Source organism: Bacillus cereus (assembly GCF_007678085.1).
Classification (GTDB): Bacteria; Bacillota; Bacilli; order Bacillales; family Bacillaceae_G; genus Bacillus_A; species Bacillus_A cereus_BE.
In genome coordinates, this window is sequence record NZ_VEDW01000001.1 from 208,378 (window position 1) to 232,482 (window position 24,105).

The following is a 24,105-nucleotide window of genomic DNA, read 5'->3' on the forward strand; positions in this document are numbered from 1 at the left end:
ATGGCAAAGGATAATAAAACAGAAAAGGCCACCCCGCAGAAGCGTAAGAAATCGCGTGAAGAAGGGAATATTGCCCGGAGTAAAGATTTAAATAATTTATTTTCCATACTTGTGTTAGCAGTTGTCGTTTATTTTTTCGGAGATTGGCTAGGGTTTGAGATTGCAAACTCTGTAGCGGTGCTGTTTGATCAAATTGGAAAAAATACAGATTCAACCGATTATTTTTATTTAATGGGTATTTTATTACTAAAAGTATCAGCTCCGATATTAATACTCGTATACGCTTTTCATTTATTCAACTATATGATTCAAGTCGGTTTCTTATTTTCTTCTAAAGTCATTAAGCCGAAAGCGTCCCGTATTAACCCAAAAAACTATTTTACGAGATTGTTTAGTCGTAAAAGTTTAGTAGATATTTTGAAATCACTGTTTTATATGGGATTAATCGGTTACGTTTCTTACGTTCTCTTTAAAAAGAATTTAGAGAAAATCGTAAGTATGATTGGATTTAACTGGACTGCGTCACTTACTGAAATTATTAGGCAAATTAAATTTATCTTTTTAGCTATTTTAATTATATTAATCGTTCTTTCTATTATTGACTTTATTTATCAAAAATGGGAGTACGAGCAAGATATTAAGATGAAAAAAGAAGAAGTAAAACAAGAGCATAAAGATAATGAAGGGGACCCGCAAGTAAAGGGAAAACGAAAAAACTTTATGCATGCCATCTTGCAAGGGACAATTGCGAAGAAAATGGATGGCGCAACGTTTATTGTAAACAACCCGACTCATATTTCGGTCGTACTTCGGTACAATAAACAGGTTGATGCGGCGCCAATTGTCGTTGCAAAAGGGGAAGATGAGCTCGCATTATATATACGAACGCTTGCCCGTGAACAAGAAATACCAATGGTGGAAAACCGTCCGCTTGCTCGTTCTTTATATTATCAAGTCGAGGAAGATGAGACGATTCCAGAAGATTTATACGTAGCTGTAATTGAAGTTATGCGCTATTTAATTCAAACGAATGAACTTGAAGTATAATAGCGCGGTTGGAGGAGATCTCTTGTGTTTAAGATAGATTCTGCAAGAACCTATTTTTCTATCTTTTTAGCAGCGTCATTCGTAGTGGCGCTCTTAATTCCACTTCCACCATTTATACTTGATATCGTTATCGTTTTTCTACTAAGTATGTCAGTGCTTATTTATATGCGAGCAACAAGTATTAACGAGTGGGATGAATTAAAGTCATTTCCGACGATGTTGTTATTAATCGGGATTTTCCGCGTATCGATTAACGTATCGACGACGCGAGCGATTTTGACAGACGGAAATGCGGGGCATGTTATTGAAGAGTTCGGTCAGTTTGTAATTGGCGGGAACTTATTAATTGGTATCGTTATTTTCATAGTATTAATCATATTCCAGTTTATCGTTGCAAACGGTGCGTCTCGTACTGCTGAAGTTGCGGCTCGTTTTACACTTGATTCTTTACCCGGGAAACAAATGTCAATCGATGCAGATTTAAACCAGCGTATTATTACTGAAAAAGATGCACAGGCAAAACGAAAAAAGTTAAATATGGAAACAGAGTTTTACGGGGCGATGGACGGTGCCGGGAAGTTCATTAAAGGGGACGTTATTTTCGGGATTGTCATTTTATTCGTAAACATTATTTTTGGTTTAATTGTCGGCATGATGCAGCAGGGCATGAGCTTTGCAGAAGCAGCTATTCACTATACACAGTTAACTGTCGGTGACGGAATCGTAAACCAAATTGGTTCGTTAATGCTTGCGATTTCAACTGGTATTATCGTAACGCGTGTATTTGACGGTTCACCGGATACAGTAACAGAAGGAATCTTTAAAGAGTTATTAGCGCATGAAGTCGTTGTATATGCGCTTGGTGGTTTATTTATAGCAATGGGTATTTTTACTCCGTTACCATTCCTACCATTCGCACTCGTTGGTGGAACAATTATCTTCTTAGGAATTCGTAATAAAACCCGAATAAAGAAAGAAAAAGAAGACGAGCTTCAAAAAGAATTAGAAATGATTCAAGGCGAAGATGAACAACTGCAACAAGTGGAAGATTCATTCGGAGTATTTACAGATAAATATCCAATTATAGTAGAACTCGGTTTAGATTTAGCAGCACTTGTAAAGCAGAAAATTAACGGAGAAACAGCTCGTGATAAAGTTGTTCTCATGAGGAAGTCGATTATTACCGATCTTGGTATTAACGTTCCTGGCATTAACTTTAAAGATAATACGAGTTTTAGACCACGCGGACGTTACATTATTCGTATTAAAGGTGCGAAGGCAGCTGAAGGAGTTTTAAAATCAGGGTATTTATTAGCACTGAAAACACCGAATGTAATGGCCGATTTAGATGCAGAGCCAGCGAAAGATCCGATTTTCGGTGAAGATGGATATTGGATTTTAGAACATATGGTACAAGATGCGCAGATGAAAGGCTATCAAGTATTGGAGCCACTTAGCATATTAATTACGCATTTAGATGTTGTCGTTAGACGTAATCTTCATGAGTTAATTCAGCGTCAACATGTAAAAGACTTAATTAACTCGCTTGAAAATGATAACGGCGTTTTATTAGAGGAGATTAAGAAGAAAGAAATCGACTTATCACTCGTTCAAAATGTTATTAAACAACTTCTAAAAGAAGGTATTTCTATTCGTGATTTACCGACCATTATTGAAGGGATTATTGACGGAAAAGAAATTTATCAAAACCACGTTGACGGTGTAACGTCATTCGTCCGTGAATGTATTTCAAAAGTTATTTGTGAAAATGCGAAAAATCCTGACGGTAAAATTTATGCGGCGCTTTTCTCAGATTCAATCGAGTTAGATGCGGACGTTGTGAACAATTCTTATCAAGGTTATTTATTAAACTGGGATTTAGATTTAGAATCGCGAGTCGTTGAGCAAGTACAACGCGTATTTAAACAAGCCCGCTTAATGGGAAGAGAACCAGTATTATTAACGCGTAGAAAAGATTTCAGGTTTGCGATTGTAAGACTGCTAGAGCGTTATCAAATAGAAGCACAAGTACTTTGTATTAGTGAATTAGCTCCAGAAATTGTTGTAGATCAAATTGCTTACATTGAATAGTAGGGGGTGAAGTAATGGAAAATACAGAAAAGAAAGAAGCGTTAATGCGAATAAAAGCAGCTTCGAAAAATGAATTGTATCGAAAGTTATTTGACCAATATGGTACAGATTATTATTACGTTGTCGATGAAAGTGTAAAACGTAATATCCCGTTTTTTTGGAAAAAGAATTATGAAATGTTAGTTGCTTTTCCAGAGGATAAACAGGAAGAAGTGAATGAAGACACAGCTCAATTTCATGAACAATTAATGGAAGTTGTGAACGATCCTTCAGAACAAATTGTGAAGGCGAACGGAATTCAATCGGTACTGCACAATTTAGAAAACGTGACGACTGCTATGTCATACGCGGCGATGCAAACAGGAAATAGTGAAGAATGGACAAGAAAGAAAGAGAAACTATTAAAGTTGTTTGAAAAAGGTATCGTCGTTGTGAAACAGACGGAAGAAACGAAAGTAACGAAACAGCAAAAAGCTGTGAAAAAAGTCGTTCCTGTCAAGAAAGAAGAAGTGGTTGTAAAAAAAGAAAAGCAAGAATCTGTACCGTTTATTATTCAAAAAGTAATTCGCATGCTAGAGCAAAACGATGTAGAACAATACTTCATTCATGCATATGCTGAAAAGTTAAAAGTGAAGTTTGAGAATGCAACGATGATTACAGAAGAAGAAGTGATCGGATATATATTGGAAGATATGAGATCTCATTTCAACACAGAAAACGTTTTTGAAAAAGAAGTACAAACAATTGCATTAATCGGTCCAACTGGAGTTGGAAAAACGACGACACTTGCGAAAATGGCATGGCAGTTTCACGGTAAGAAAAAAACGGTCGGTTTTATTACGACAGATCATTCGCGTATTGGAACAGTACAGCAGCTGCAAGATTACGTAAAAACAATGGGGTTTGAAGTAATCGCTGTACGTGATGAGGCTGCAATGACAAGAGCGCTTACGTATTTTAAAGAAGAAGCGTGCGTCGATTATATTTTAATTGATACAGCCGGAAAAAATTATCGTGCGTCAGAAACAGTGGAAGAAATGATTGAAACGATGGGACAAGTAGAGCCAGATTATATTTGTTTAACGTTATCAGCTTCGATGAAAAGTAAAGATATGATTGAAATCATTACGAATTTTAAAGATATTCATATTGATGGTATCGTATTTACGAAATTTGATGAAACAGCAAGTAGTGGTGAATTATTGAAAATTCCAGCAGTATCATCAGCTCCAATTGTATTAATGACAGACGGACAAGACGTGAAGCAACATATACATATCGCTACAGCTGAACATTTAGCGAAACAAATGTTGCAAACATCATAGAAAAGAGGTGAAGGATAAGGCAACTGCCTTATTCAAACGAGTATGAACGGTCTTTATATAGGTTCTATGGGTATGATGAATTACATGCAGCGTATTAATGTTCATTCGAATAACGTTGCAAATGCTCAAACGACGGGATTTAAAGCAGAAAATATGACTTCTAAAGTATTTGATGTACAAGACACATATCGCCGCGGAGATGGGGCTGTGACAAATATCGGTTCAACTGATTACGCTGTAGTACCAGCCGCAACGCATGTGAACTTAGTACAAGGAAATATACAAATGACAAATAGTGCTACGGATTTCTTTTTAGATGACGGTGCGGCCGGCACATCATCATTTTTCGTGACATCTAAAAATGATGAAACATTTTTAACGAGAGACGGTAGTTTTACATTAAATAGTGATCGTTATTTACAAACATCTTCAGGTGCTTTTGTAATGGGAGAGAATAATGAACGTATTCGTATTCCAGAAGGAGCAAAGGTCGCTGTACAAGCAGATGGTACATTATATGATGAAGTGACACAAAATAATATTGCCCGCTTGCAAACGAAGACAGTAGACACAGAAACGAATGCCCGTCTAATGCAAAGAGAGAACAAAAGCTTTGCACTAGCAGAAGGGAACATTGCTGATTTACCGAATGGAACAGGATTAGTAAAAAACCATATGCTAGAAAATTCAAATGTAGATATGACGAAAGAGATGGCTGATCTTATGACAGATCAAAAAATGATTTCAGCGTCACAACGCGTTATGACTTCATTTGATAAAATTTATGAAAAAGAAGCAAATGAAATATTAAGATAAAAGACTTCCCATAGTGGAAGTCTTTTTTTATTATTGCTTTTATTACAGTTACGTCATAAAATGATAATGATTATCAATATCATTTTATCTATTTTCATAAGAATGGAATTTCATCATGAAAGCGATATTTGTTTAACTAAGTGAATTAAAAATAAGGGGATGGTGTGTATGTCTACAAAAAAACAACTTTGCATTGGATTATGTTTAATTTCTAGAAAGAAAGAGCAAGAGAGTGAGTTTAATTCGGGAATTGAAGAGCAAGTAGAGTTGGCACTACAGGCAGAAAAGGCTAAGTTAGATTTTGTTTTTAAAGCAGATTATTTAGTGGCGCACCCAGATTTAATTGCTCGTAATAAGGGAAATGTCATTTTAGATCCGACGTTATTGTTTACAGCTATTGCGTATGCAACAGAAAAAATTGGAGTCGTTACGACTGCTTCAACTTCGTTTTACCCACCATATATATTAGCGAGGCAATTACAATCTTTACACTGGATTAGTAACGGCCGAGTTGGTTGGAATATTGTTACATCCATTGACGGCGCTGAAAACTTTGGTGAGGAAGGGATGCCATCATCAGAGGAACGATACGCGAAAGCGGCAGAATGTACAGCGTTAGTAAGAAAACTTTGGGGAAGTCATCCTAATGAAGTTTTGAAAGTAGATAATCCTGATGTGATTAGAGAGATGGTAAAGCCTATTGAGCATAATGGCGAATACTTTAAGGTGAAAGGTCCACTTAATATTCCGCAGCATATTTCAGGGGAAATGCCATTATTCCAAGCTGGTGCTTCAGAGTCAGGGCGGAATTTTGCTGCTTCTGTTGCGGATGCAATTTTTGCTGCAACGCCAGATGTAGAGTCAGGAATGGAACTGCGTCAAGATTTAAGAAGAAGAGCAGAACAGCATGGTCGAAAGCAAGATGATATACGCGTATTGCCTGGGTTATATTTCTTTATCGGTGATACATATGAAGAAGCGTTAGAAATGCATAGGCAAGCACATCAACATCTCACAAAAGAGAAGAGATACTCGTTACTCGAAATGGTTCTCGGACTAGACGCGAGAGGGATTCCGCTAGAAAGTAAGATTACGGAAGAGATGTTACCAAGTCGTGATCAAACTGTTCGAAGTAAAACACACGCAGAATTATTACGCAACTATATTATTAAAAATGAACCAACTGTTGAACAAATACTAGAACGACCAGAAGTTGTTGGCTCGGCTCATTGGGTTGCGGTTGGTACAGCGCAAGACGTTGCGAAACAAATTATGGATAGATTTGAGGCAGGAGCGTTAGATGGATTTATTGCTATCCCAGGAGGACCTCCCAAGTCACTAGATCTATTCTTTAGTGAAGTTATTCCTTTATTCGTGAAGGCCGGTGTATTTAGGGAAGAATATACAGGTTCTACTTTACGGGAGCACTTGGAGGGAAATACATCAAAATCATTGCAGTTAAAATAAGAGTATATGTATAAAAAGCCTTTCATAAGAAGGCTTTTTATTTATGGTTAAAATTTCAGAATTATCAATTGACTTTATGTGTCTGTTTTTCTATATTAGTAGGTATACTAATAACTACTAATATATTTGTATCGTTTTGAAATGGGAGTTATATAGAATGTGAGGGATTGCCGATGGATGAAATTATAAAGGAATTACAAAAGTTAGGTTTTTCCCAGTATGAATGTAAAGCATATATTGGGCTACTAAAACATTCCCCAGTAACTGGGTATGAAGTGAGTAAACAGACAGGAGTACCTCGTTCGATGATTTATGAGGTACTCGGTAAGCTAATGGATAAAGGAGCAGTGCATATTGTTCCTACTGAACCAGTGAAATATGTACCAGTACCAGCTACGGAGTTAATGGATCGAATGCGAAAAGATTTCGAAAAGTCCTTTGAATTTTTAGACCGAAAATTAAATTGTTTAGAACAAGAACGACAAATAGATGTAATTTCGCATATTCGCTCAAATGATCGTGTTGTAAAAGAAATATGCAATATAATTAATAGAGCAAAGGAAGAGTTATGGATTTCTGTATGGGAGGATCAAGTGCATGAAATTGAACCGTATATTCATCAAAAAGAAAAGGAAGGTGTACATATATTTTCAATCTTATTTGGTGCTCCAAATACAAAAATAGGCGCGACGTTTCACCATAATTATATGACGCCCCACGTTGTTGAAAAGAGAATGGGTGGTCATTTAACTGTTATTGCTCGTGATGGAGAAGAAGTATTAATTGCGAACTTCTCAAATGATAGTACTTCATGGGCCGTTACAACATATGACCCAGCACTAGTTCTCGTTGCTACAGAGTATGTGCGGCACGATATTATGATTGAAGAAATCACAAAGGAATTTGGAGCTGATAAGCTAGATACGTTATGGCGTGAAAATATTGATTTAGTTCATGTCGTAACAGGAAAACGAATGATGAAAGGAATGGAGGATGATATGGATGAGTAAAGCTCAGGCACATGTAGCTTTGCAGAGCGATGATACATTTCAGCAAGGAGTAAAAGATTGTTTACCGACTGTATTTGGTTATTTGAGCATCGGTATAGCAGCTGGTGTAATTGCAAAAACAGCAGGTTTCTCCATCATTGAAATTGCGTTTATGTCCACTTTAATTTATGCAGGTTCTGCCCAATTTATATTAGCTGGTATGTATGCAGCCGGTGCTCCTGCTTCAGCAATCATTTTCACCGTCTTTTTTGTTAATTTACGCCACCTTTTAATGAGTGCTGCGCTCGCGCCGTACTTTACGAAACTACCTCTATTAAAAAACGTAGTGATCGGTTCTCAAATTACAGATGAAACGTTCGGCGTTGCAGTGCAACACGCAGCGCAAAAAGGATATGTAGGCGACAGATGGATGATGGGGTTAAATGTAACAGCATATTTAAATTGGATTCTTGCTACTATTATTGGCGGGTTATTTGGTGAGTGGATACCTGATCCGCATACATACGGTATGGATTATGCATTACCAGCAATGTTTATCGGATTATTTGTCCTTCAGCTCATAAGTAGTAAACCGAAGCTAGCAATTCATCTTACTGTTGCAATTGTAGCAATTATGATTGCATACGTTTCACACTTATTTATGCCAGATAGTATAGCAGTTATTCTCGCAACATTACTAGCTGCGACGATTGGAGTGGTGATTGAAAAATGGAAATGAGATTGGACGTACTATTACTTTTACTAGCAGCTGGAGCTGTCACACTCGTGCCACGTATTTTACCTCTACTCGTATTTAGCAAACTACAAATTCCAGACTGGGGTTTAAAATGGTTAAATTACATACCAATTGCGATATTAGCAGCACTTTTAGCACAAGTATTATTTATGCATGAGACGATGCAATGGGATTACCTGATCGCAGCAATTCCAACATTTCTTGTTGCGATATATACTCGTAGTTTATTAGGTACAGTATTAACAGGAGTGATTGTGATTATTTTGTTACGTTTCTTTTTCTAAAAAGGATTACGCTCATATAATAGCGAAAAGTGTAATAACATGAAAAATATAGGGGTGGTGTTATGATACTTTTAACGATAGGAGCCATTTTGTTAACGTTGTTTATTTTCTTTATTATCGGTTTCATCACGTTTATGATGTTTGTTGATAAGGCGACACCTCAAATATATTATACACCTTGTGAATCAGTGACAGTGGAAGCTAAAGGTAAAGATAGAAGGAAGAAAAGTTGAAAGTTGGTTTTCTTCCTTTTGTTATTACATCCCCGAAAGAACTAACAACAATAACCCAAATAGAAAACTAATACAGGAAAGAAAACCGATACATATTGCGAACACACGATTGTTTCTCCATTCGCGCCAGATAACGATACAACCTAAAATGCAAAGAAAAAACCAAATGGGCAAGAATATGAACTCACTAACTTTCTCTGGAAGTAACGTATAAAAAGATGTTAAATATAAAATCCAATTTGTAAAGAATAAAATGCAAACGATAATAGATTGTAAGTTGGGGCGTTTTTCAAACGCCCCTTTTTTTACGGTTATAAAAATGCTAGTTAACGCTGAGATAAAGGTAATGAGTATGAAAAGAAGTAAGAGTAATGTAAGGGTCATTTAGATCTCCTTTATAAAAGTGTTTTTTACAAGAAATGCATTTATGAAATTGTATGCTTGCTTTGTAGAGTGCCCGTTATATTTTTCCGTGTACGGATTTAGAAATCCATGTTCACCGTGTAGTTGTTGTATTTCTAGTAAAGGATTTTTTTGTTGCTGCAATGTTTGAATTAAAGAGGGTACTGAAAAACTAGCTTCTTTTTCAGGGAAAATAAGTAGGGAAGCACATGTTGGTTTTATATGAATATAGTCACGTATACGGGAACCGTAACATCCGATAATAAAATCTATTTTTGGATTGTTACTACATAGCCATGAGATCGTAGCGCCAACACTAAAGCCAATAAGTCCAATATGTGTGTAACTACTAGAGAGACGGGTAATGAATTTTTCAATTTGCTTTTTTCCATTATCAAATCCAATATGATTTATAAAAAAATGATATGCTTTTTCTTCATCACTATAATGAAATGCAGGTTGCGATTGTAGAAGATTAGGACAAAATACATCTATATGAGATGAAGTGAAGTAGTGGGTAACGTGATGCATATGGTCGTTCACACCATATATTTCATGAACAGCAACGAGAACTAATTTTTTCTTCATCGTTACAATGTACCTCTATGAAACTTAAATTCTTTCTCAACAAGGCAGATGCGCAAGTGGAAGTTTTCATACCATTGCTCGCGGCCTCTTTTTTTCGCTTCTTTATGTAAGGCGTTCTGTTTCCAATTGTCAATTGCTTCAAGTGATTCCCAATAAGAAATTGTGATTCCGAGTCCCGAATGATCTCGTGCACTTTCTACACCTAGAAATCCAGGTTGCTGCTTTGCAAGTTTCTCCATTTTGTCGGCAACGATGCTATAATCTGTTGTATCATTTGATAAATGAGAAGTGAATATAACTGCATAATACTGGCTCGTTTTTTGTGGAGCATTTTTCATATGATTTCCCCCTTTTAATACATAGTTTAGCATATAAAAAAAGAAAAGAAGCACGAGGCTTCTTTTCTTTTTTACGCTGTAAATTTTAATCCAGCATATATTTTACGACCCTTTTTTTGAATCCAACATACTTGAGCTTTTTTCTTTTGAATATTACGCTCATTCATTGTTACTTGTATAATTTGGTCAATGGCGAGTGGGGTGTTCGTTTGTACTTGGCATCCACCGGAACTATAATCAATAATGGTCGCTTCAATTGGCAACCCGTTCATATGCAATGTCCCAGGAGCCATCAGTTCTTCACGTATATGTTGCCTGCGAAATTGCCTTGGTGATTTTTTTGTGTTTTTTACGAAAGATGCAATTGCAAGAATAAGATACGCTTTATCATACACCTTTTCAACACGGTCATTAACAGGTTTACTAAATAGATGAAGAATGAGTTTACAATATTGCTCATGGGATACATCATTAAATGAAATGCCAACTTGCACGGAATTTGCTTGTCTCCGGATCCATTTTTTTGTACTATGAATCTTTTCTACCTCACCAAAAGATAATGTATAGGAAGATATGCTTGATAAAGTTTCAAATGGAATAGATGAATCCACCTCAAAACGTGCACCAGTTTCACTAATATCAAGAACGCGGCAAGAAATGGTCATATCTTCTGCATATAAAGTCCCTGATAAATTAACGAAAAATCGTTCAGAGTTTCGGAAACGCGGTCTTTCAAACGCAACAAATAATGAAGTGACAATAGCTACCCCATTATACAGTACCCAGAAAATGTTAATATATAAACTTTCTCTTTCAATATGATATTGCTCAGGATATAAGAGCATAAGTGTTGCCCGAATCAGTGCAATAATTGTTAGTATAAGTAGCACGAGGTGAGGGACACTTGCAATCCATAAAAAATGTCTCGTGTTGTTTTGAACACCTTTTCTTGTTACATGAAATTGAAACTTTTTGCGTAAGAAGGTTTCTGATAAAATAGCAAATCCCATATAAGGTGCCATAGCTACTTCATATACGTGACTCCACGTAGTTGTTCGTTTTTTATTAGAAACAGCTTTGAAAATAAGCTGTGATGTTAAAAAGGCGGGAGCCCAAAACATAAATAATTGCATAAAGTTAATTTCTAAACTATAAATATCAAATACTAAAAATAATAGCGGTGCTAGTAAAAATACCATTTTATAAATGCCGAAAAACCAATAATGGATTCCGTCTGCATATAAAATCCGTTGCATAAAGGATAATCCTTTTATAGTGAAAGGATTCCATTTTTTTACGACTTGAATATTTCCTCGGCACCAGCGATCACGTTGTTTTAATAAATCGCTAAAAGTTTCTGGGGATAATCCAACTGCTAATGTTTCATTGACAAATACAGTTTCCCATTTGTTCGCTTGTAGTAGCATACCAGTTGCCATATCCTCAGTAATAACGCCAGTTGCAAATCCTCCGATTTCTTCTAGCGCAGTACGGCGAAATAGAGCGTTACTACCAACATACATCGTAGCGTTAAATCGGTCTTTTCCTTCCTCTAATTGACGCATAAAGAAATCTTGTTCATTGGCGATATTATTTTCAAAAAACAAATTATATTGGAATGGATCAGCATTATAAAACACTTGTGGTGCTTGAACAAATACAACATTATTTTTAGAAAAATGGCCAATCGTTCGCTCTAAAAAGTTAGCTCTTGGTACCATATCAGCATCCATTGTAACGATAATATCACCTGTCGAATGGGCCATGGCATGATTTAAGTTTCCTGCTTTTGCATGCTTGTTTTCAGTACGAGTCATATAGTGAACAGAAAATTCACTAGCAAGATTTTTAACACTTTCCCGTCGGCCATCATCACAAATGTAAATATTGAGTAACTCTTTCGGATAAGTAATCATTGTACAACCTGCGACAGTTCGTTTTAATAAATCGAGTGGTTCATTGTAAGTTGCGATAAAAATATCGACGGTAGGCAATTTTTTGAAAGCAGATAACGGGACTTCTTTCCGTTTATACGGCTTCCATGAAATGATGCTAAAAACGATAGATTGTAAATAACCAGCCCATTCTGTAAGTAACAATATAATGCCAGCAATCATACTTATCAGGTTAATAGTTGGTAGCGAGTAAAAAGTTCGCCAAATAAGGTATATGGCATTACTTACGAGAAATAGAATAATGAGCAGTTTCTTCGACCATAAATATTTGTGGGCGAGAGCGTATGTAATAATGATTATGAAAAAAATAATACCTAAACCTTCGTATATAGAAAGGTTCATAAAATTCCTCCTTCATGCATAAAGTGGGAAATGAAAGATTCAGAAGTGTATAATATTTATCTATAAAGATTTAATTATTTCCAAATTATACAATATCACAAAATATAGAACAAGAGTATAAAATTTACATTTTATTATTATAAGATGAAGAAATGATAGTGGCATCTGTGCTTCATAAGAAAAATGCCACTTCAAAATCGAAGTGGCATTTTTTATATTTCCTCTAAGCTATTAACTGGAACCGTTAATTCGCGTCCTGGATTTTTAACTTCATATATGCGGGCGGTTTCGTTGCTTTCGTCGACGTGTTGAATGGTAACAGGCATGCCTTGAAAACTGACATTCGCTTGTTCTGATGACACAGAAAGCTCTTTTGCACGTTGAATATTCATTTATATTCCTCCCATCATTATTATCTTTGCTAAAAAAGAGGAATAATATACCATTTCGAGACATTCTTAAAGTTTTTGTATTATTTGTAATGTTTCTTTAATAAATGCAGAGAAAATAGAATCCGGATACGATTGTATCATTTCATTTGCTTTTGTGGCTTCTTCAAGAGCTCTTTTTTTATCATTCAGTTTGACGTAACAAAGTGCACGATATGCACCTGCTGTTGTAAGCCACGATTGATCAAGTGGATGGTTCATATAATCTGGTATAATACCACGTTCCAATGCTTCTAAAGCTTCTTCGTAACGTTTTAATCCGTATAAAGATTTTCCTTTTTCAAGATAATACAATCCGTCGTCTTGAAAAATGGGCTGATCTTTTAGTTTTTCTCGATATTGTTCTAGATGTTTTAATGCGATTGTATATTCATTAGTAATCGTGTTGTAATAGTAGGCTTTTAAAATATTAGTCATCGCAATGGATAGAGTATCTTCTGTAAAAATGGCAAATTGCTCAGATTTTTTTATGTAATATAAATAACGCTCTTTATCAACTGTAATGACTTTTTGGTAAGATAAAATCCGGTAAAATACATCTGTTTTATAATACACTTGATGTTTTTTTGAAAATGCGAGTGTCTCTAATATCGTTTCTTCACATTTTTCATAATCGCCACATGCTAGTAATATGATGGCTTCATATAAACATAAATCAATATGTATAATAAGATCCATTTCTAAATGTTTCTCTTCATAATCATTTCTAATATTAGATATAAGTTGTAAACATTCTGCATACTTTTTACGTGTGAATATCGCAAAAGATAATTTTAATTTTGTTTCCGTACTGTCGCGGTATAACTTATATTTTTCGAAAATAGAAACAGCTTTTTCTACGTAAGATTCAATGTTGTAATCTTTCACAATCACCGCAGCAGTTACGAATTGTTTGTATATACGAGCCGTATTTAAAGTAGAAGGGAGCTCTTTTTGAACGATAGGTAGTAAAGTCTCGTACACTTCATCACATTTGTTTTCTTTTATGAGTTGCTCCATTTTTGTAATGAGTTCCACAATTTCTCCATCATCATCTTCTAATAAAAAACTAGCTTCACATTCAAGTTTTTCAGCGATATATTGTAATGTTTTCATAGAAGGTGTAGCTTTTCCATTTTCAATTTGACTAAGCATACTTTTTGTAAGTTTCGAACCTGCCAGCTCTGTTTGTGTAAGTTTTTTTTCTTTACGTAACGCTTTAATTTTTTCACCGAGAGTTGCCATATTATTGCTCCTTTATAATTTAAAAAGTTAAATACAATTAAACTTTTTGTTGTAAAAATTGGAAAGTCGATTATATAATAAGTTTAACACAATTTAACTTTTAAGGGGAGAGAGTCGTTATGGGAGATATAAGTATAGGTCAAAATGATTGGAAAATGAAGATTGCAACGAGAAATATTATTTTAATGATGATTGGAAAGATGACGTCTTTATTAGGGGCAGGAATTTATACATTTGCCATGGGGTTATACGTTTTAAAGACAACTGGTTCAGGAATAGGTTTTGCAACTACGCTCGTTTGCGGATCACTTCCAAGGATGATCTGTGGGCCGATTGCGGGTGCTGTAGCTGACCGTGTGAATCGAAAGTGGCTTGTCATTGGTACAGATTTATTAAGTAGCTTAACGATGCTGATTATGTTTATTCTTGCTACTATATTTGGACCATCACTTCTTTTTATTTATGTTTCAGCAGCATTATTGTCAATTTGTGCAAGTTTTTATTCTGTTGCATTAACTTCGTCTATTCCGAGTTTAGTAAATGAGGAACGTATTCAAAAAGCGAGTGCTTTAAATCAAACGGCAGCTTCTTTATCAAATATTTTAGGGCCGATTATTGGCGGAGTTGTATTTGGTTTCTTTTCTATTAAGTTGTTTTTTTTATTAAATAGTATTACGTTCTTTTTAGCGGTTATTTTGCAATTATTTATCGTATTTGATTTATTTAAAAAAGAAGTGGTTGAAAGTAAGGAGCACTTCTTGACGAGTATAAAAGAAGGTTTTTCATATGTAAAACGACAACATGAAATATATGGTTTAATGAAAATAGCACTGTGGGTAAACTTTTTTGCGTGTGGGCTAACCGTTGCACTTCCATATATTATCGTCCATACATTGCATTTATCTTCAAGGCAACTCGGTACTGTAGAGGGAATGTTAGCGGTCGGGATGCTAATGGGGGCGATTGCTTTATCAGTGCGTAAAGAAGTGAATAATCCGTTTCGTTCTATTTATACGGGACTGTTCTTGTTTGCAGGTTTAAGTTTATGTACAGTCTTCCCGTTGCTAGTTACGATTCCAAAAGTGGCAAGTTTTATTTACTATATTGCTTTTATGATGTTAACGGGTATAGCAATTATGATTGTAAATATTCCGATGCAAGTACATATGCAAAAAACGACAGATCCGAGCTACTTAGGACGTGTGTTTGGTCTACTTGAAACAATTGCTACTGCAATCGCGCCACTCGGTATGATTGTATATGGATTATTATTAGATATGTTGCCAACTAGCATTGTTATGATGACGATAGGTGGAGGATTATTGTTAGTTGTATTAGTTGGAGTAAAGCAACATATGGCGAAAAAACAAGTGGATGTGTCGGCTTAAAAATAAGAAAATAATAAAAATTTGACTTATCATCATAAAAATGACCGAATTAGTATTTTAGTTTTTGAAACTCTTTTTCATGTATGTTACAGTAAAGTGAGCAGGCAAAGAAAAGGAGAAAACATCATGAAAAAATTAAGTTTTGTTATGCTTTTTCTGTTAGCCGTAATGGCTGGATGTAGTAATTATGGCACGTATATTGGTACAGGTATGCAATCATTGAAAGATGAAAAATATAGTGATGCAACGATGTGGTTTGAAAAAGCGGAAAAAGAAAAATCAGGAAATGAAGCGAAATCATATAAAGAAGTTTCCGAGAAAATGGATCACGGAGCTACATCATTAAAAGACGGTAAGTATTTAGAAGCGAAAGACATTGCAAATGAAGTGTTACAAATGAAAAAAGATGATGTACTTGCAACAGCTGTAACATCAAATGCAGAGAATATGCTTCAAAAAGCAAAAGATGTAGAAGAGAAAGTGAATGAAAGAGTAGCAAAGCGGAGAAAAGTAGAAGAAGAAGGAATCGATAAACTCATTAAAGCGGTCGATAGTATAGATGATGTGAAAGAAAAAGAGAAAAAAATTTCAGAAGCATTAGATAAGGCTGAAGAGGCAAAAGCAAAAATTGAAGCGAAGAAAAATAAATAGAGTAATAGTTTAAAAGGCTGTCGTGTATAACGATAGCCTTTTAATTTTTTGTTGCATAAGAAGTGATGCTATGTAGTAAAAAAGAAATAATTTTAGAATTCCATCTGTCCTCATGATGAATCGTATAGATGTTACGTTGAAATTCAAATCCAGGGATGGATATATAGCATAGTTCATTTCGATGTACTTCTTGTTCAATAGCGAGTTTAGAAATAAAAGCAACTCCATTACCATATTTTAAAATTTGTTTCATCGTTTCTAATGAATCTAATTCAATTTCAGATTGGAACGTAATGTTGTGTTCTAACATCCATTTTGTAAGTAAATCTCTCGTTGTAGATGGATTACGATGCAATAGTATACGTTCTTTTTCGATATCTTGTAATGATACATTTTCTTTTTTTGAAAAATGATGCTCTTTTGAGAAAGCGAGAACAAGTGTATCAGGCATTACAGTCGTCTGTTTTAAAAGTGATTCGTCAAACGGTGCTGCAGAAATTACCCCGAGATCAATTTCATGGTTTTGTAGCATCGTTCGAATTTCAGGAGCTGTTTTTACCATAAGTGTTATTTTTATATTTGGAAATTTGCATTGAAATTGGTGAATAATTTCTGGTAAGAGATAAGTCGCTGGTACATAACTAGCACCAATTGTTATAGCGCCTTTATGAAAATCTTTAAACTCTTGCGTAACCCGCCTAGCTTCTTTCATCAGTGCATCTATTTTACAAGCATAATGATGCAGTGCCTCACCAGCCTCTGTTAAGAAATACCTTCCTGAACGTAATTCAAATAAAGGAACACCGAGTTCTTCTTCTAAGCTTTTTATATGGAATGTAATAGTAGGTTGTTTAACACCAAGTTTTTCTGCAACAATCGTAAGTTTTTTATATTTCTTAATAAGTACTACGATTTCTAATTTTAAGAGATTCATGGCAAGTTGCCCCTTTTTCTTTTAACTATAGAAAAAATCAATAGAAATAAATAGTTTATTAGAGGTTTTTTAATTTAATCTTTACAGTACATTAACATTCAGTATAAATCTTCCAGATAGAATGAAAGCAGGTTAAGAGTGAGGGGAGAGAGGTGATACGATGGATATTAAAATTCATGGATTAGAAAAGAACTTTGGAAAAACGCAGGCGTTAAAACCGTTACAAATTGTTATGAAACAAGGTGAATTCACCACACTTTTAGGACCTTCGGGATGCGGGAAAACGACTTTACTTAGAATGATTGCAGGACTTGAAGAGCCAGATAAAGGTGAAATATATTTTGGGGATAAGTGCATGTATTCTTCTGCTAAAAAAATTAAAACATCTCCTCATGAACGTAATATCGGCATGGTATTTCAAGATTTTGCTTTATGGCCGCATATGACTGTATTTGAAAATGTTGCATTTGGTTTAAGAGCTACAAAGCAAACGAATCAATTACGGGAAAAAGTAGAAGATGCAATAAAGCGAGTTCGCTTGCAAGGGATGGAGAAAAGATATCCGCATGAACTCTCTGGTGGACAGCAGCAACGTGTCGCATTTGCTAGAGCGATTGTAACGAAACCGCATTTTATTTTGTTTGATGAACCGCTGAGTGCACTCGATGCAATTTTGCGAGAAGAAATGCGATTAGAGCTTATGGATATCGTTCATTCGATTGGATTAACGGCATTGTATGTCACGCACGATCAAACAGAAGCGATGTCAATGTCAGATCAAATTATTGTCATGAAACAAGGAGAAGTATTACAAAAAGGAACACCAGAAGATATTTATGTGAAGCCATCTCATGAATTTGTTGCAAAATTTGTTGGTAAGGCAAATTGGCTTGTAGAGGGGAAACAAATGGTTCGTCCAGAGCATGTGAGCTGGACAAAAAATGAAGTGTGCGAAATGTATACAGGTGAAATTCAGCACGTTACATATGTAGGAGAACGGTATGAAATAAAAGTAAATATGGGTGCACTTGGAATATGGACAGCTTATCACAATAGTAAATTAAGCATAGGTAAACCAGTATCGTTATATGTACCAAAAAAATGTATTCATCATATAGGGGGAGAATCGTATGAAGAAATTCAGTTCGCTTAAGTCTTTATTTGTATGTACGTTATTATTTTCGGTTGTAGTAACAGGGTGTAGTTCAAAGACAGGCAATGCAGATGCAAAAAGTAAAACTACGAATGAAAAGAAAATTGTTGTATATAGCGCAGGACCAAAAGGATTAGCAGAAAAAATTCAAAAGGACTTTGAAAAGAAAACAGGTATAAAAGTAGAAATGTTTCAAGGAACAACAGGTAAGATTTTAGCGAGAATGGAAGCTGAAAAGAAAAATCCAGTCGTGGATGTAGTCGTACTTGCATCGTTACCAGCGATGGAAGGATTAAAAAAGGATGGACAAATGTTAGCTTATAAAGAAGCGAAACAAGCTGATAAGCTTCGTTCTGAATGGTCGGACGATAAAGGACATTATTTTGGATATAGTGCTTCAGCGTTAGGAATTGTGTATAACACAAAAAGTGTGAAGACAGCGCCTGAAGATTGGAGTGATATAACGAAAGGGGAATGGAAAGGAAAAGTGAATCTTCCAGATCCAGCACTTTCAGGTTCAGCTTTAGACTTTGTAACAGGATATGTGAAAAAGAATGGAAAAGATGGATGGAATTTATTTGAACAGCTTAAGAAAAATGAAGTTACAGTAGCAGGGGCAAATCAAGAAGCGTTAGATCCAGTAGTAACGGGTGCGAAAGACATGGTCATTGCTGGTGTTGATTATATGACTTACAGCGCAAAAGCAAAGGGTGAACCGGTTGATATTGTTTATCCAAAAAGCGGAACAGTTATTAGCCCACGTGCAGCAGGTATTATGAAGGAAAGTAAAAATGTAGAAGGTGCAAAAGAGTTTATTGATTATTTATTATCAGATGATGTGCAAAAACAAGTTTCTAAAGCGTACTTATTACCGGGTAGAACAGATATAAAAGCAGAAAATAGACCGAATGTAGAAGAGATTCCAGTATTAAATATTGATTGGAAAACAGTTGAGAAAGAACAAGATGAAATCGGAAAACAATTTAAGAAAGTATTTCAATAAGATGGTGATTACATGGTAAATCGATTCGTATCAGTAAGACAAGTTGGAATGACGGTAGCGTTGTTACTTGTGGCGATGTTAATCGTCATTCCGCTTTTTCTCATTTTATTTTCTAGTGTATATGAAAATAGTAGTTGGAATTTTTTAAAGCCTTTTGAAGTGATGCAGAGTGGTGGATTAGCTGGGAGTTTTCTAAACTCGATGCTTTTAGGTGTACTCGTAGTAATAGGAGCAACTCTATTTGCATTTCCATTAGCGTTTATTATGAGCAAAACAGACGTTGGAAAGTATAGTAAGTTAGATATTGTTTTTATGATTCCATTTATGACACCGCCGTATATTGGATCGATGGGCTGGATTTTGTTCATGCAGCCGAACGGATATTTCGAACAGTTTTTTCCGATGCTAAAGACGATTTCATCTTCGTTTTTTAGTTTAGGAGGTATGGTTTTAATTATGAGTCTGCATTTATTCCCATTCCTTTACTTCATGTTGAAGAATACGTTACTTCAAATTGGGAGTAGTAAAGAAGAAGCTGCAGCAGTTCATGGTGGAAGCTTTTTCTATCGTCTAAGAAAAATAATATTGCCGTTATTAGTATCAAGTTATGTAATGGGTGCTTTACTTATTTTCGTAAAGACGATTGCTGAATTTGGAACACCGGCTACATTCGGACGAAGAATAGGGTTTCATGTGTTAACATCAGAGATTCATAAATTTATTTCGAGTTGGCCGATTGATTTTAGTAGTGCAACAGCATTATCTTCTTTATTACTTAGCGCATGTATGCTCATTTGGTATATGCAAAATGTATTGAACCGAAAGTACTCATATGCAATGGTTAGTGGAAAAGGTGTGAAATCTAAAAGGTATACATTGTCTATCTTTACGCGCATTGTAGCATGGGTTTATGTAATTGGTTTATTAATCGTATCAATTGGAATCCCGTATTTTTCTATACTTATTGCTTCATTATCGAAATTAAGAGGCGGCGGCTTACATGTAAATAACTTTACAACGAGTCATTATGAGGCATTGTTTACAATTGGCTCTCCAGGATTAGAAGCTTTATGGAATAGTTTTCTCTTTTCACTTATAACAGCAATTATTGCCGCTATGATTGGAGTCTTTTTGGCGCTTATGATTCGAAAAGGGAAAAAGTCCTATGAAAAATGGCTTGATATGTGCGGTATGTTACCGAATATGGTACCAGGAATCGTGATGGTTGTAGGGCTTATTTTATTTTGGAATTCACCCTATATGCCCCTGTCAATTTACAATACACCAGTCATGGTTATCGTAACGTACGTTGTTCTTTTTTTACCTTATACGGTGCAGTATGTAAAAGCGTCGCTCGGGCAAATTGATGATTCTCTCGTGCAGGCAGGAAGTATTCTTTCTGGAAATTATATTTATATTTTTAGAAAAATAATATTACCTCTTCTTATTCCGGGTATTCTCGCTGGATGGGCGATGACATTTACAATCTCGATTAGAGAGTTAGTAGCATCGCTTCTCGTATTACCTCCATCAGTAGAAACGTCAGCAACATTTATTTTTGCTCAATTTGAACAAGGAGAAGTATCTATCGGAATGGCGATGGCTGTCGTTTCAGTTGGACTTACAACAATATGTTTATTACTTCTGCAACATATGGAGCAAAAACGAAAAGGGGTAGCATGATGAGGATAGAAGTATGGGGAGGAGCGGGAGAATATGGTCGTTCCTGTTACTTCGTAAAAAATAAAGAGACGAAAATATTGTTTGATTGTGGTATTAATCGATCATATGAGGATAGTTATCCGAAAATAGATAGGGAAGTTGTACCGTTTTTAGATGCAGTATTTTTATCACATATTCATGAAGATCATACGATGGGTTTACCTTTATTAGCGAAGTATGGATATAAGAAAAAAATTTGGACGACTCGTTATACGAAGGAGCAACTTCCCGCTTATTATGAAAAATGGAGAAACTACAATTTGGTACAAGGATGGCATTTACCTTATAACGACCAAAATGTTAAAGATTTAAATTATGTATATATTGATGAGATTAGTAATCCGAATGAATGGATACAGATTACACCTACATTGCGTTTTCAATGGGGGTATAGTGGGCATGTATTAGGGGCTGTTTGGTTTTTAGTGGATATGAGCCATACATATGTATTTTATTCTGGAGATTATTCAGCGGAGTCTAACATATTGCGAGCTAATTTACCTGAGAAATTGCGCGGCGATATAAAAGTCGCAATTGTAGATGCTGCTTATCATACTGATGATGTTTCGCAATATGAACGAGTAAACGAACTGTGTACAGAAATTGAACGAGTTGTTCAAAAGAAAGGAATAGCGTTACTACCATTGCCACCGCTAGGTAGGGCGCAAGATATCGTATTGTATTTATATGAAAAATATAAAGAACTTCCCATTATAGTAGATCAAGAAATTTTGGATGGATTCCAAGAGATGTTCGTATATAAAGATTGGATCAAAAACAATGAAGAACTTGAACGGCTTATGGAGAATTTAAAGAGAAACATAATCGTTATGGATCATGACAGCCGTACGCAAAATAGTTATGGAATAGTTGTAATGAGTGATGCGAATATGCAAACGCAGCGAGCGCAGTTATATTATGAACAACTCCAGCATGAAGAACGAAATTCCATTATATTTACTGGACATATTGCTAAAGGGAGTTTTGCAGAAAAAGTTTTGAAAGAATGTGTAGATAAAGAATGTAAGGTGAAGCGAGTTCCGTATAAAGTTCACCAAAGTATAAGAGACGTGAAAGAGATGTTAAATACATTATTACCAGAACATACGGTGTTAGTACACGCTTTGAAAGAGGATACGGACCGATTACAGAAAAAGCTTAGCACGGCAGGGTATGAAAATGTGTATTCACTGACTATGGAACGTATAGAAGTCATTTAAAATGTAAAGGGGATAGGTATATGAAAAAAGTATTTGTATTCGTGAGTATTTTCTTTTGTTGTTTCCTTTATAACGTTAAGGAAGGGTTTGCTGCCAATCCAATGACACCTAGTTTTGAAGTGAAGTTATTATTAAAACCAGAACAAGTATTAGGTTATAATAAAGAGATAAATCAAGAGGTACTAGAATATTTCCAGGCTGGTACAAATTATGAAAGAATACAAGTGCAATTTTTAGATACGGCAAATAAAAATTTAAGTAATGAAGGTTGGTTTACGAGAATTCGAAAGAAAGAATTTAGTAAAGATTTTGAGCTAACATATAAAAAAAGATATCCCATTCAAAATGGTGTAATTCAAGATGCACTAGAAGTGGCTAAAAATGATGGGTTTGATAGTAAAACCGATAACTATGAGGCGGAAATAGATTGGGGATTTGAAAAGAAAACGTTAAGTATTTCAAATAAGAAAAGCTACAGTGCTAAAGGATATGGAGTACTTGATTTACCAAACGAACGAGCTGCTCAAAACATGTTAATAGAAAATTTACCAGGGAAAATGAACAAATGGTTGTATACGAATTGGGGAGAAGAAATGCTCAAAAATTCTCGTATTTATGGCCCTGTATTAATGAAAAGGTATACAGCTGGATTTGAAAATATTAAAACGAATATTGAAGTTTGGCCACTAAGTAATACAGGGAGAATAGAAGATGATTTCGTAATAGAAGTGTCGTTTAAAACAAAAGAGGAAAGTATTGCCAAAGAACAAAGAGAATTATTAATGCAGAGTTTAGATCAAAAAGGATGGTTGTTACCGAAAGATAGTTTGAAGACAGAGCTTATTTTTCAGTGAATAGTAAAAAGGAATCCGTAAACATATGGATTCCTTTTTCTAATATATGAGTATTAAGCTAAATCAGCTGACACGAACATATCATTATTTTGAAGGTTTTTAGAGCGTAAACTATAAGCAACTACCTTCTTTTTATGTTGCTTTACAACATCAACATGCTCTTCGTGACTATAAATATAAAATGTAAAATCTTTTTTACCACGTTTTGCATTGATAATTAAAGGCGTGCCCTCATTGTGTGGTGGTGCATAATAGCGATCCAAAAATAAGCCTTCGTTAAAATCATGAATAATTTTAGATTTTTGTTCGCCTTCTAAGTTATTGCCATTGATTGTAACAGTCGAATTCTCTTCTTCAAGTTGTGGATGTGTTTCGTACTTGCTAATAATGGATTCAATAACAGAGTTGGGAAGGCTAGAAACGATAATTTTAAATGCCCCAAATACAACTAACATAACAATAAACCAAGTCGTCATAGTATATCATCCCCTTTTTCCTATTAAATAATATAACTCATATGGTAATAGTACATAAGGTGAAGTTTTGTATAATTTGTGAAAAATATGCCATTTTTATGAACGAAATGTTAGAAAAATCAATTTTGTTACAAAAAGTTGAAATCGAAGTATTTTAAAAGAAAAAGGTTTATAATAAAAATATAACTAATAACAACATTACTAATTATAAGGAAGTGTAACTATGAGTACTGTAGCAATCGTGTATGGTATTATTCTTTCTACAATTATCGTTTTATTTATTGTCGGGGTTTCACGTTATATTCATAAATGGAAAGAATGCGTTGCGAAATTAAATCACATTGAAGAAGAACTTAGTGATTTAATGTTACATCATGGTAAATAAAAGATTATTTTT

The 24,105-nt window shown here is 35.0% G+C and carries 26 protein-coding genes; 18 read left to right on the forward strand and 8 right to left on the reverse strand.

Annotated features, from left to right (window positions below; translation table 11 throughout):
• From flhB to FS742_RS01135, 9 genes are all read left to right on the forward strand, one after another.
• The gene (gene flhB / locus FS742_RS01095; RefSeq protein WP_144610791.1) at positions 1 to 1,047 is read left to right on the forward strand and encodes a flagellar type III secretion system protein FlhB; all 1,047 of its coding nucleotides are present in this window, start codon (positions 1 to 3) and stop codon (positions 1,045 to 1,047) included.
• A 24-nt stretch (positions 1,048 to 1,071) separates the two neighbouring features.
• On the forward strand, positions 1,072 to 3,138 hold the full coding sequence (gene flhA, locus FS742_RS01100) for a flagellar biosynthesis protein FlhA (RefSeq protein WP_144610792.1): 2,067 nt from the start codon (positions 1,072 to 1,074) through the stop codon (positions 3,136 to 3,138).
• 14 nt (positions 3,139 to 3,152) lie between these two features.
• Positions 3,153 to 4,463, forward strand: a complete 1,311-nt coding sequence (flhF, locus tag FS742_RS01105) for a flagellar biosynthesis GTPase FlhF (protein ID WP_144610793.1) — start codon at positions 3,153 to 3,155, stop codon at positions 4,461 to 4,463.
• A gap of 42 nt (positions 4,464 to 4,505) precedes the next feature.
• The gene (locus FS742_RS01110; RefSeq protein ID WP_071721895.1) at positions 4,506 to 5,279 is read left to right on the forward strand and encodes a flagellar basal-body rod protein FlgG; all 774 of its coding nucleotides are present in this window, start codon (positions 4,506 to 4,508) and stop codon (positions 5,277 to 5,279) included.
• 168 nt (positions 5,280 to 5,447) lie between these two features.
• Positions 5,448 to 6,746 (forward strand): NtaA/DmoA family FMN-dependent monooxygenase, encoded by a 1,299-nt coding sequence (locus tag FS742_RS01115; RefSeq protein ID WP_144610795.1) that lies wholly within the window; start codon positions 5,448 to 5,450, stop codon positions 6,744 to 6,746.
• 173 nt (positions 6,747 to 6,919) lie between these two features.
• The gene (locus FS742_RS01120; RefSeq protein ID WP_144610797.1) at positions 6,920 to 7,756 is read left to right on the forward strand and encodes a TrmB family transcriptional regulator; all 837 of its coding nucleotides are present in this window, start codon (positions 6,920 to 6,922) and stop codon (positions 7,754 to 7,756) included.
• Positions 7,749 to 8,474 (forward strand): AzlC family ABC transporter permease, encoded by a 726-nt coding sequence (locus tag FS742_RS01125; RefSeq protein ID WP_144610799.1) that lies wholly within the window; start codon positions 7,749 to 7,751, stop codon positions 8,472 to 8,474. The genes FS742_RS01120 and FS742_RS01125 overlap by 8 nt, the downstream gene beginning before the upstream one ends.
• A complete protein-coding gene (locus FS742_RS01130; protein WP_000425942.1) occupies positions 8,465 to 8,776 on the forward strand; it encodes an AzlD domain-containing protein in 312 nt (103 codons plus the stop codon). Before FS742_RS01125 ends, FS742_RS01130 begins: the two co-directional genes overlap by 10 nt.
• A gap of 62 nt (positions 8,777 to 8,838) precedes the next feature.
• Entirely contained in the window at positions 8,839 to 9,009 is a 171-nt protein-coding gene (locus FS742_RS01135) for a DUF3951 domain-containing protein (RefSeq protein ID WP_144610801.1), read from the forward strand.
• Between the two features lie 24 nt (positions 9,010 to 9,033).
• Here FS742_RS01135 and FS742_RS01140 read toward each other — a convergent pair whose 3' ends face one another.
• From FS742_RS01140 to FS742_RS01165, 6 genes are all read right to left on the reverse strand, one after another.
• A complete protein-coding gene (locus tag FS742_RS01140; RefSeq protein ID WP_144610803.1) occupies positions 9,034 to 9,393 on the reverse strand; it encodes a hypothetical protein in 360 nt (119 codons plus the stop codon).
• On the reverse strand, positions 9,394 to 9,999 hold the full coding sequence (locus FS742_RS01145; protein WP_144610805.1) for a dienelactone hydrolase family protein: 606 nt from the start codon (positions 9,997 to 9,999) through the stop codon (positions 9,394 to 9,396).
• A 2-nt stretch (positions 10,000 to 10,001) separates the two neighbouring features.
• On the reverse strand, positions 10,002 to 10,337 hold the full coding sequence (locus FS742_RS01150) for an antibiotic biosynthesis monooxygenase family protein (RefSeq protein ID WP_144610807.1): 336 nt from the start codon (positions 10,335 to 10,337) through the stop codon (positions 10,002 to 10,004).
• A gap of 71 nt (positions 10,338 to 10,408) precedes the next feature.
• Entirely contained in the window at positions 10,409 to 12,634 is a 2,226-nt protein-coding gene (locus tag FS742_RS01155) for a glycosyltransferase (RefSeq protein ID WP_144610809.1), read from the reverse strand.
• Positions 12,635 to 12,846: 212 nt separating this feature from the next.
• A complete protein-coding gene (locus tag FS742_RS01160; protein ID WP_071723071.1) occupies positions 12,847 to 13,026 on the reverse strand; it encodes an H-type small acid-soluble spore protein in 180 nt (59 codons plus the stop codon).
• A 66-nt stretch (positions 13,027 to 13,092) separates the two neighbouring features.
• On the reverse strand, positions 13,093 to 14,307 hold the full coding sequence (locus tag FS742_RS01165; RefSeq protein WP_144610810.1) for a helix-turn-helix domain-containing protein: 1,215 nt from the start codon (positions 14,305 to 14,307) through the stop codon (positions 13,093 to 13,095).
• 119 nt (positions 14,308 to 14,426) lie between these two features.
• Between FS742_RS01165 and FS742_RS01170 the strand changes: the two genes are divergently transcribed.
• On the forward strand, positions 14,427 to 15,695 hold the full coding sequence (locus FS742_RS01170; protein WP_144610812.1) for an MFS transporter: 1,269 nt from the start codon (positions 14,427 to 14,429) through the stop codon (positions 15,693 to 15,695).
• Positions 15,696 to 15,821: 126 nt separating this feature from the next.
• The gene (locus FS742_RS01175; protein WP_144610814.1) at positions 15,822 to 16,346 is read left to right on the forward strand and encodes a DUF4398 domain-containing protein; all 525 of its coding nucleotides are present in this window, start codon (positions 15,822 to 15,824) and stop codon (positions 16,344 to 16,346) included.
• A gap of 40 nt (positions 16,347 to 16,386) precedes the next feature.
• Here the strand turns inward: FS742_RS01175 and FS742_RS01180 are convergent, their stop codons facing one another.
• Positions 16,387 to 17,280 carry a LysR family transcriptional regulator gene (locus tag FS742_RS01180; protein WP_144610817.1) on the reverse strand — a complete coding sequence of 298 codons (894 nt, stop codon included), beginning with the start codon at positions 17,278 to 17,280 and terminating at the stop codon, positions 16,387 to 16,389.
• A 160-nt stretch (positions 17,281 to 17,440) separates the two neighbouring features.
• Between FS742_RS01180 and FS742_RS01185 the strand changes: the two genes are divergently transcribed.
• From FS742_RS01185 to FS742_RS01205, 5 genes are read left to right on the forward strand one after another with little or no spacing between them, the layout of a single operon-like run.
• Entirely contained in the window at positions 17,441 to 18,433 is a 993-nt protein-coding gene (locus FS742_RS01185) for an ABC transporter ATP-binding protein (RefSeq protein WP_144610819.1), read from the forward strand.
• On the forward strand, positions 18,411 to 19,436 hold the full coding sequence (locus tag FS742_RS01190; protein ID WP_144610821.1) for an ABC transporter substrate-binding protein: 1,026 nt from the start codon (positions 18,411 to 18,413) through the stop codon (positions 19,434 to 19,436). The genes FS742_RS01185 and FS742_RS01190 overlap by 23 nt, the downstream gene beginning before the upstream one ends.
• A 12-nt stretch (positions 19,437 to 19,448) precedes the next feature.
• Entirely contained in the window at positions 19,449 to 21,119 is a 1,671-nt protein-coding gene (locus FS742_RS01195; protein ID WP_144610823.1) for an ABC transporter permease, read from the forward strand.
• Positions 21,116 to 22,378, forward strand: a complete 1,263-nt coding sequence (locus tag FS742_RS01200) for an MBL fold metallo-hydrolase (RefSeq protein ID WP_144610825.1) — start codon at positions 21,116 to 21,118, stop codon at positions 22,376 to 22,378. The genes FS742_RS01195 and FS742_RS01200 overlap by 4 nt, the downstream gene beginning before the upstream one ends.
• A gap of 20 nt (positions 22,379 to 22,398) precedes the next feature.
• Positions 22,399 to 23,232, forward strand: coding sequence for a hypothetical protein (locus FS742_RS01205; protein ID WP_144610827.1), 834 nt, complete (start codon positions 22,399 to 22,401; stop codon positions 23,230 to 23,232).
• A 53-nt stretch (positions 23,233 to 23,285) separates the two neighbouring features.
• On the opposite strand, the gene FS742_RS01210 is transcribed toward FS742_RS01205, so the two are convergent.
• A complete protein-coding gene (locus FS742_RS01210) occupies positions 23,286 to 23,708 on the reverse strand; it encodes a YfmQ family protein (protein WP_075310251.1) in 423 nt (140 codons plus the stop codon).
• Between the two features lie 41 nt (positions 23,709 to 23,749).
• On the opposite strand from FS742_RS01210, the gene FS742_RS01215 reads away from it, so the two are divergent.
• Both FS742_RS01215 and FS742_RS01220 read left to right on the forward strand, forming a co-directional pair.
• A complete protein-coding gene (locus FS742_RS01215; RefSeq protein ID WP_001994830.1) occupies positions 23,750 to 23,866 on the forward strand; it encodes a hypothetical protein in 117 nt (38 codons plus the stop codon).
• Positions 23,867 to 23,931: 65 nt separating this feature from the next.
• Positions 23,932 to 24,093: a peptidase gene (locus FS742_RS01220; RefSeq protein ID WP_087958243.1), complete on the forward strand. Its 162-nt coding sequence runs from the start codon at positions 23,932 to 23,934 to the stop codon at positions 24,091 to 24,093.
• Positions 24,094 to 24,105 lie beyond the last annotated feature (12 nt).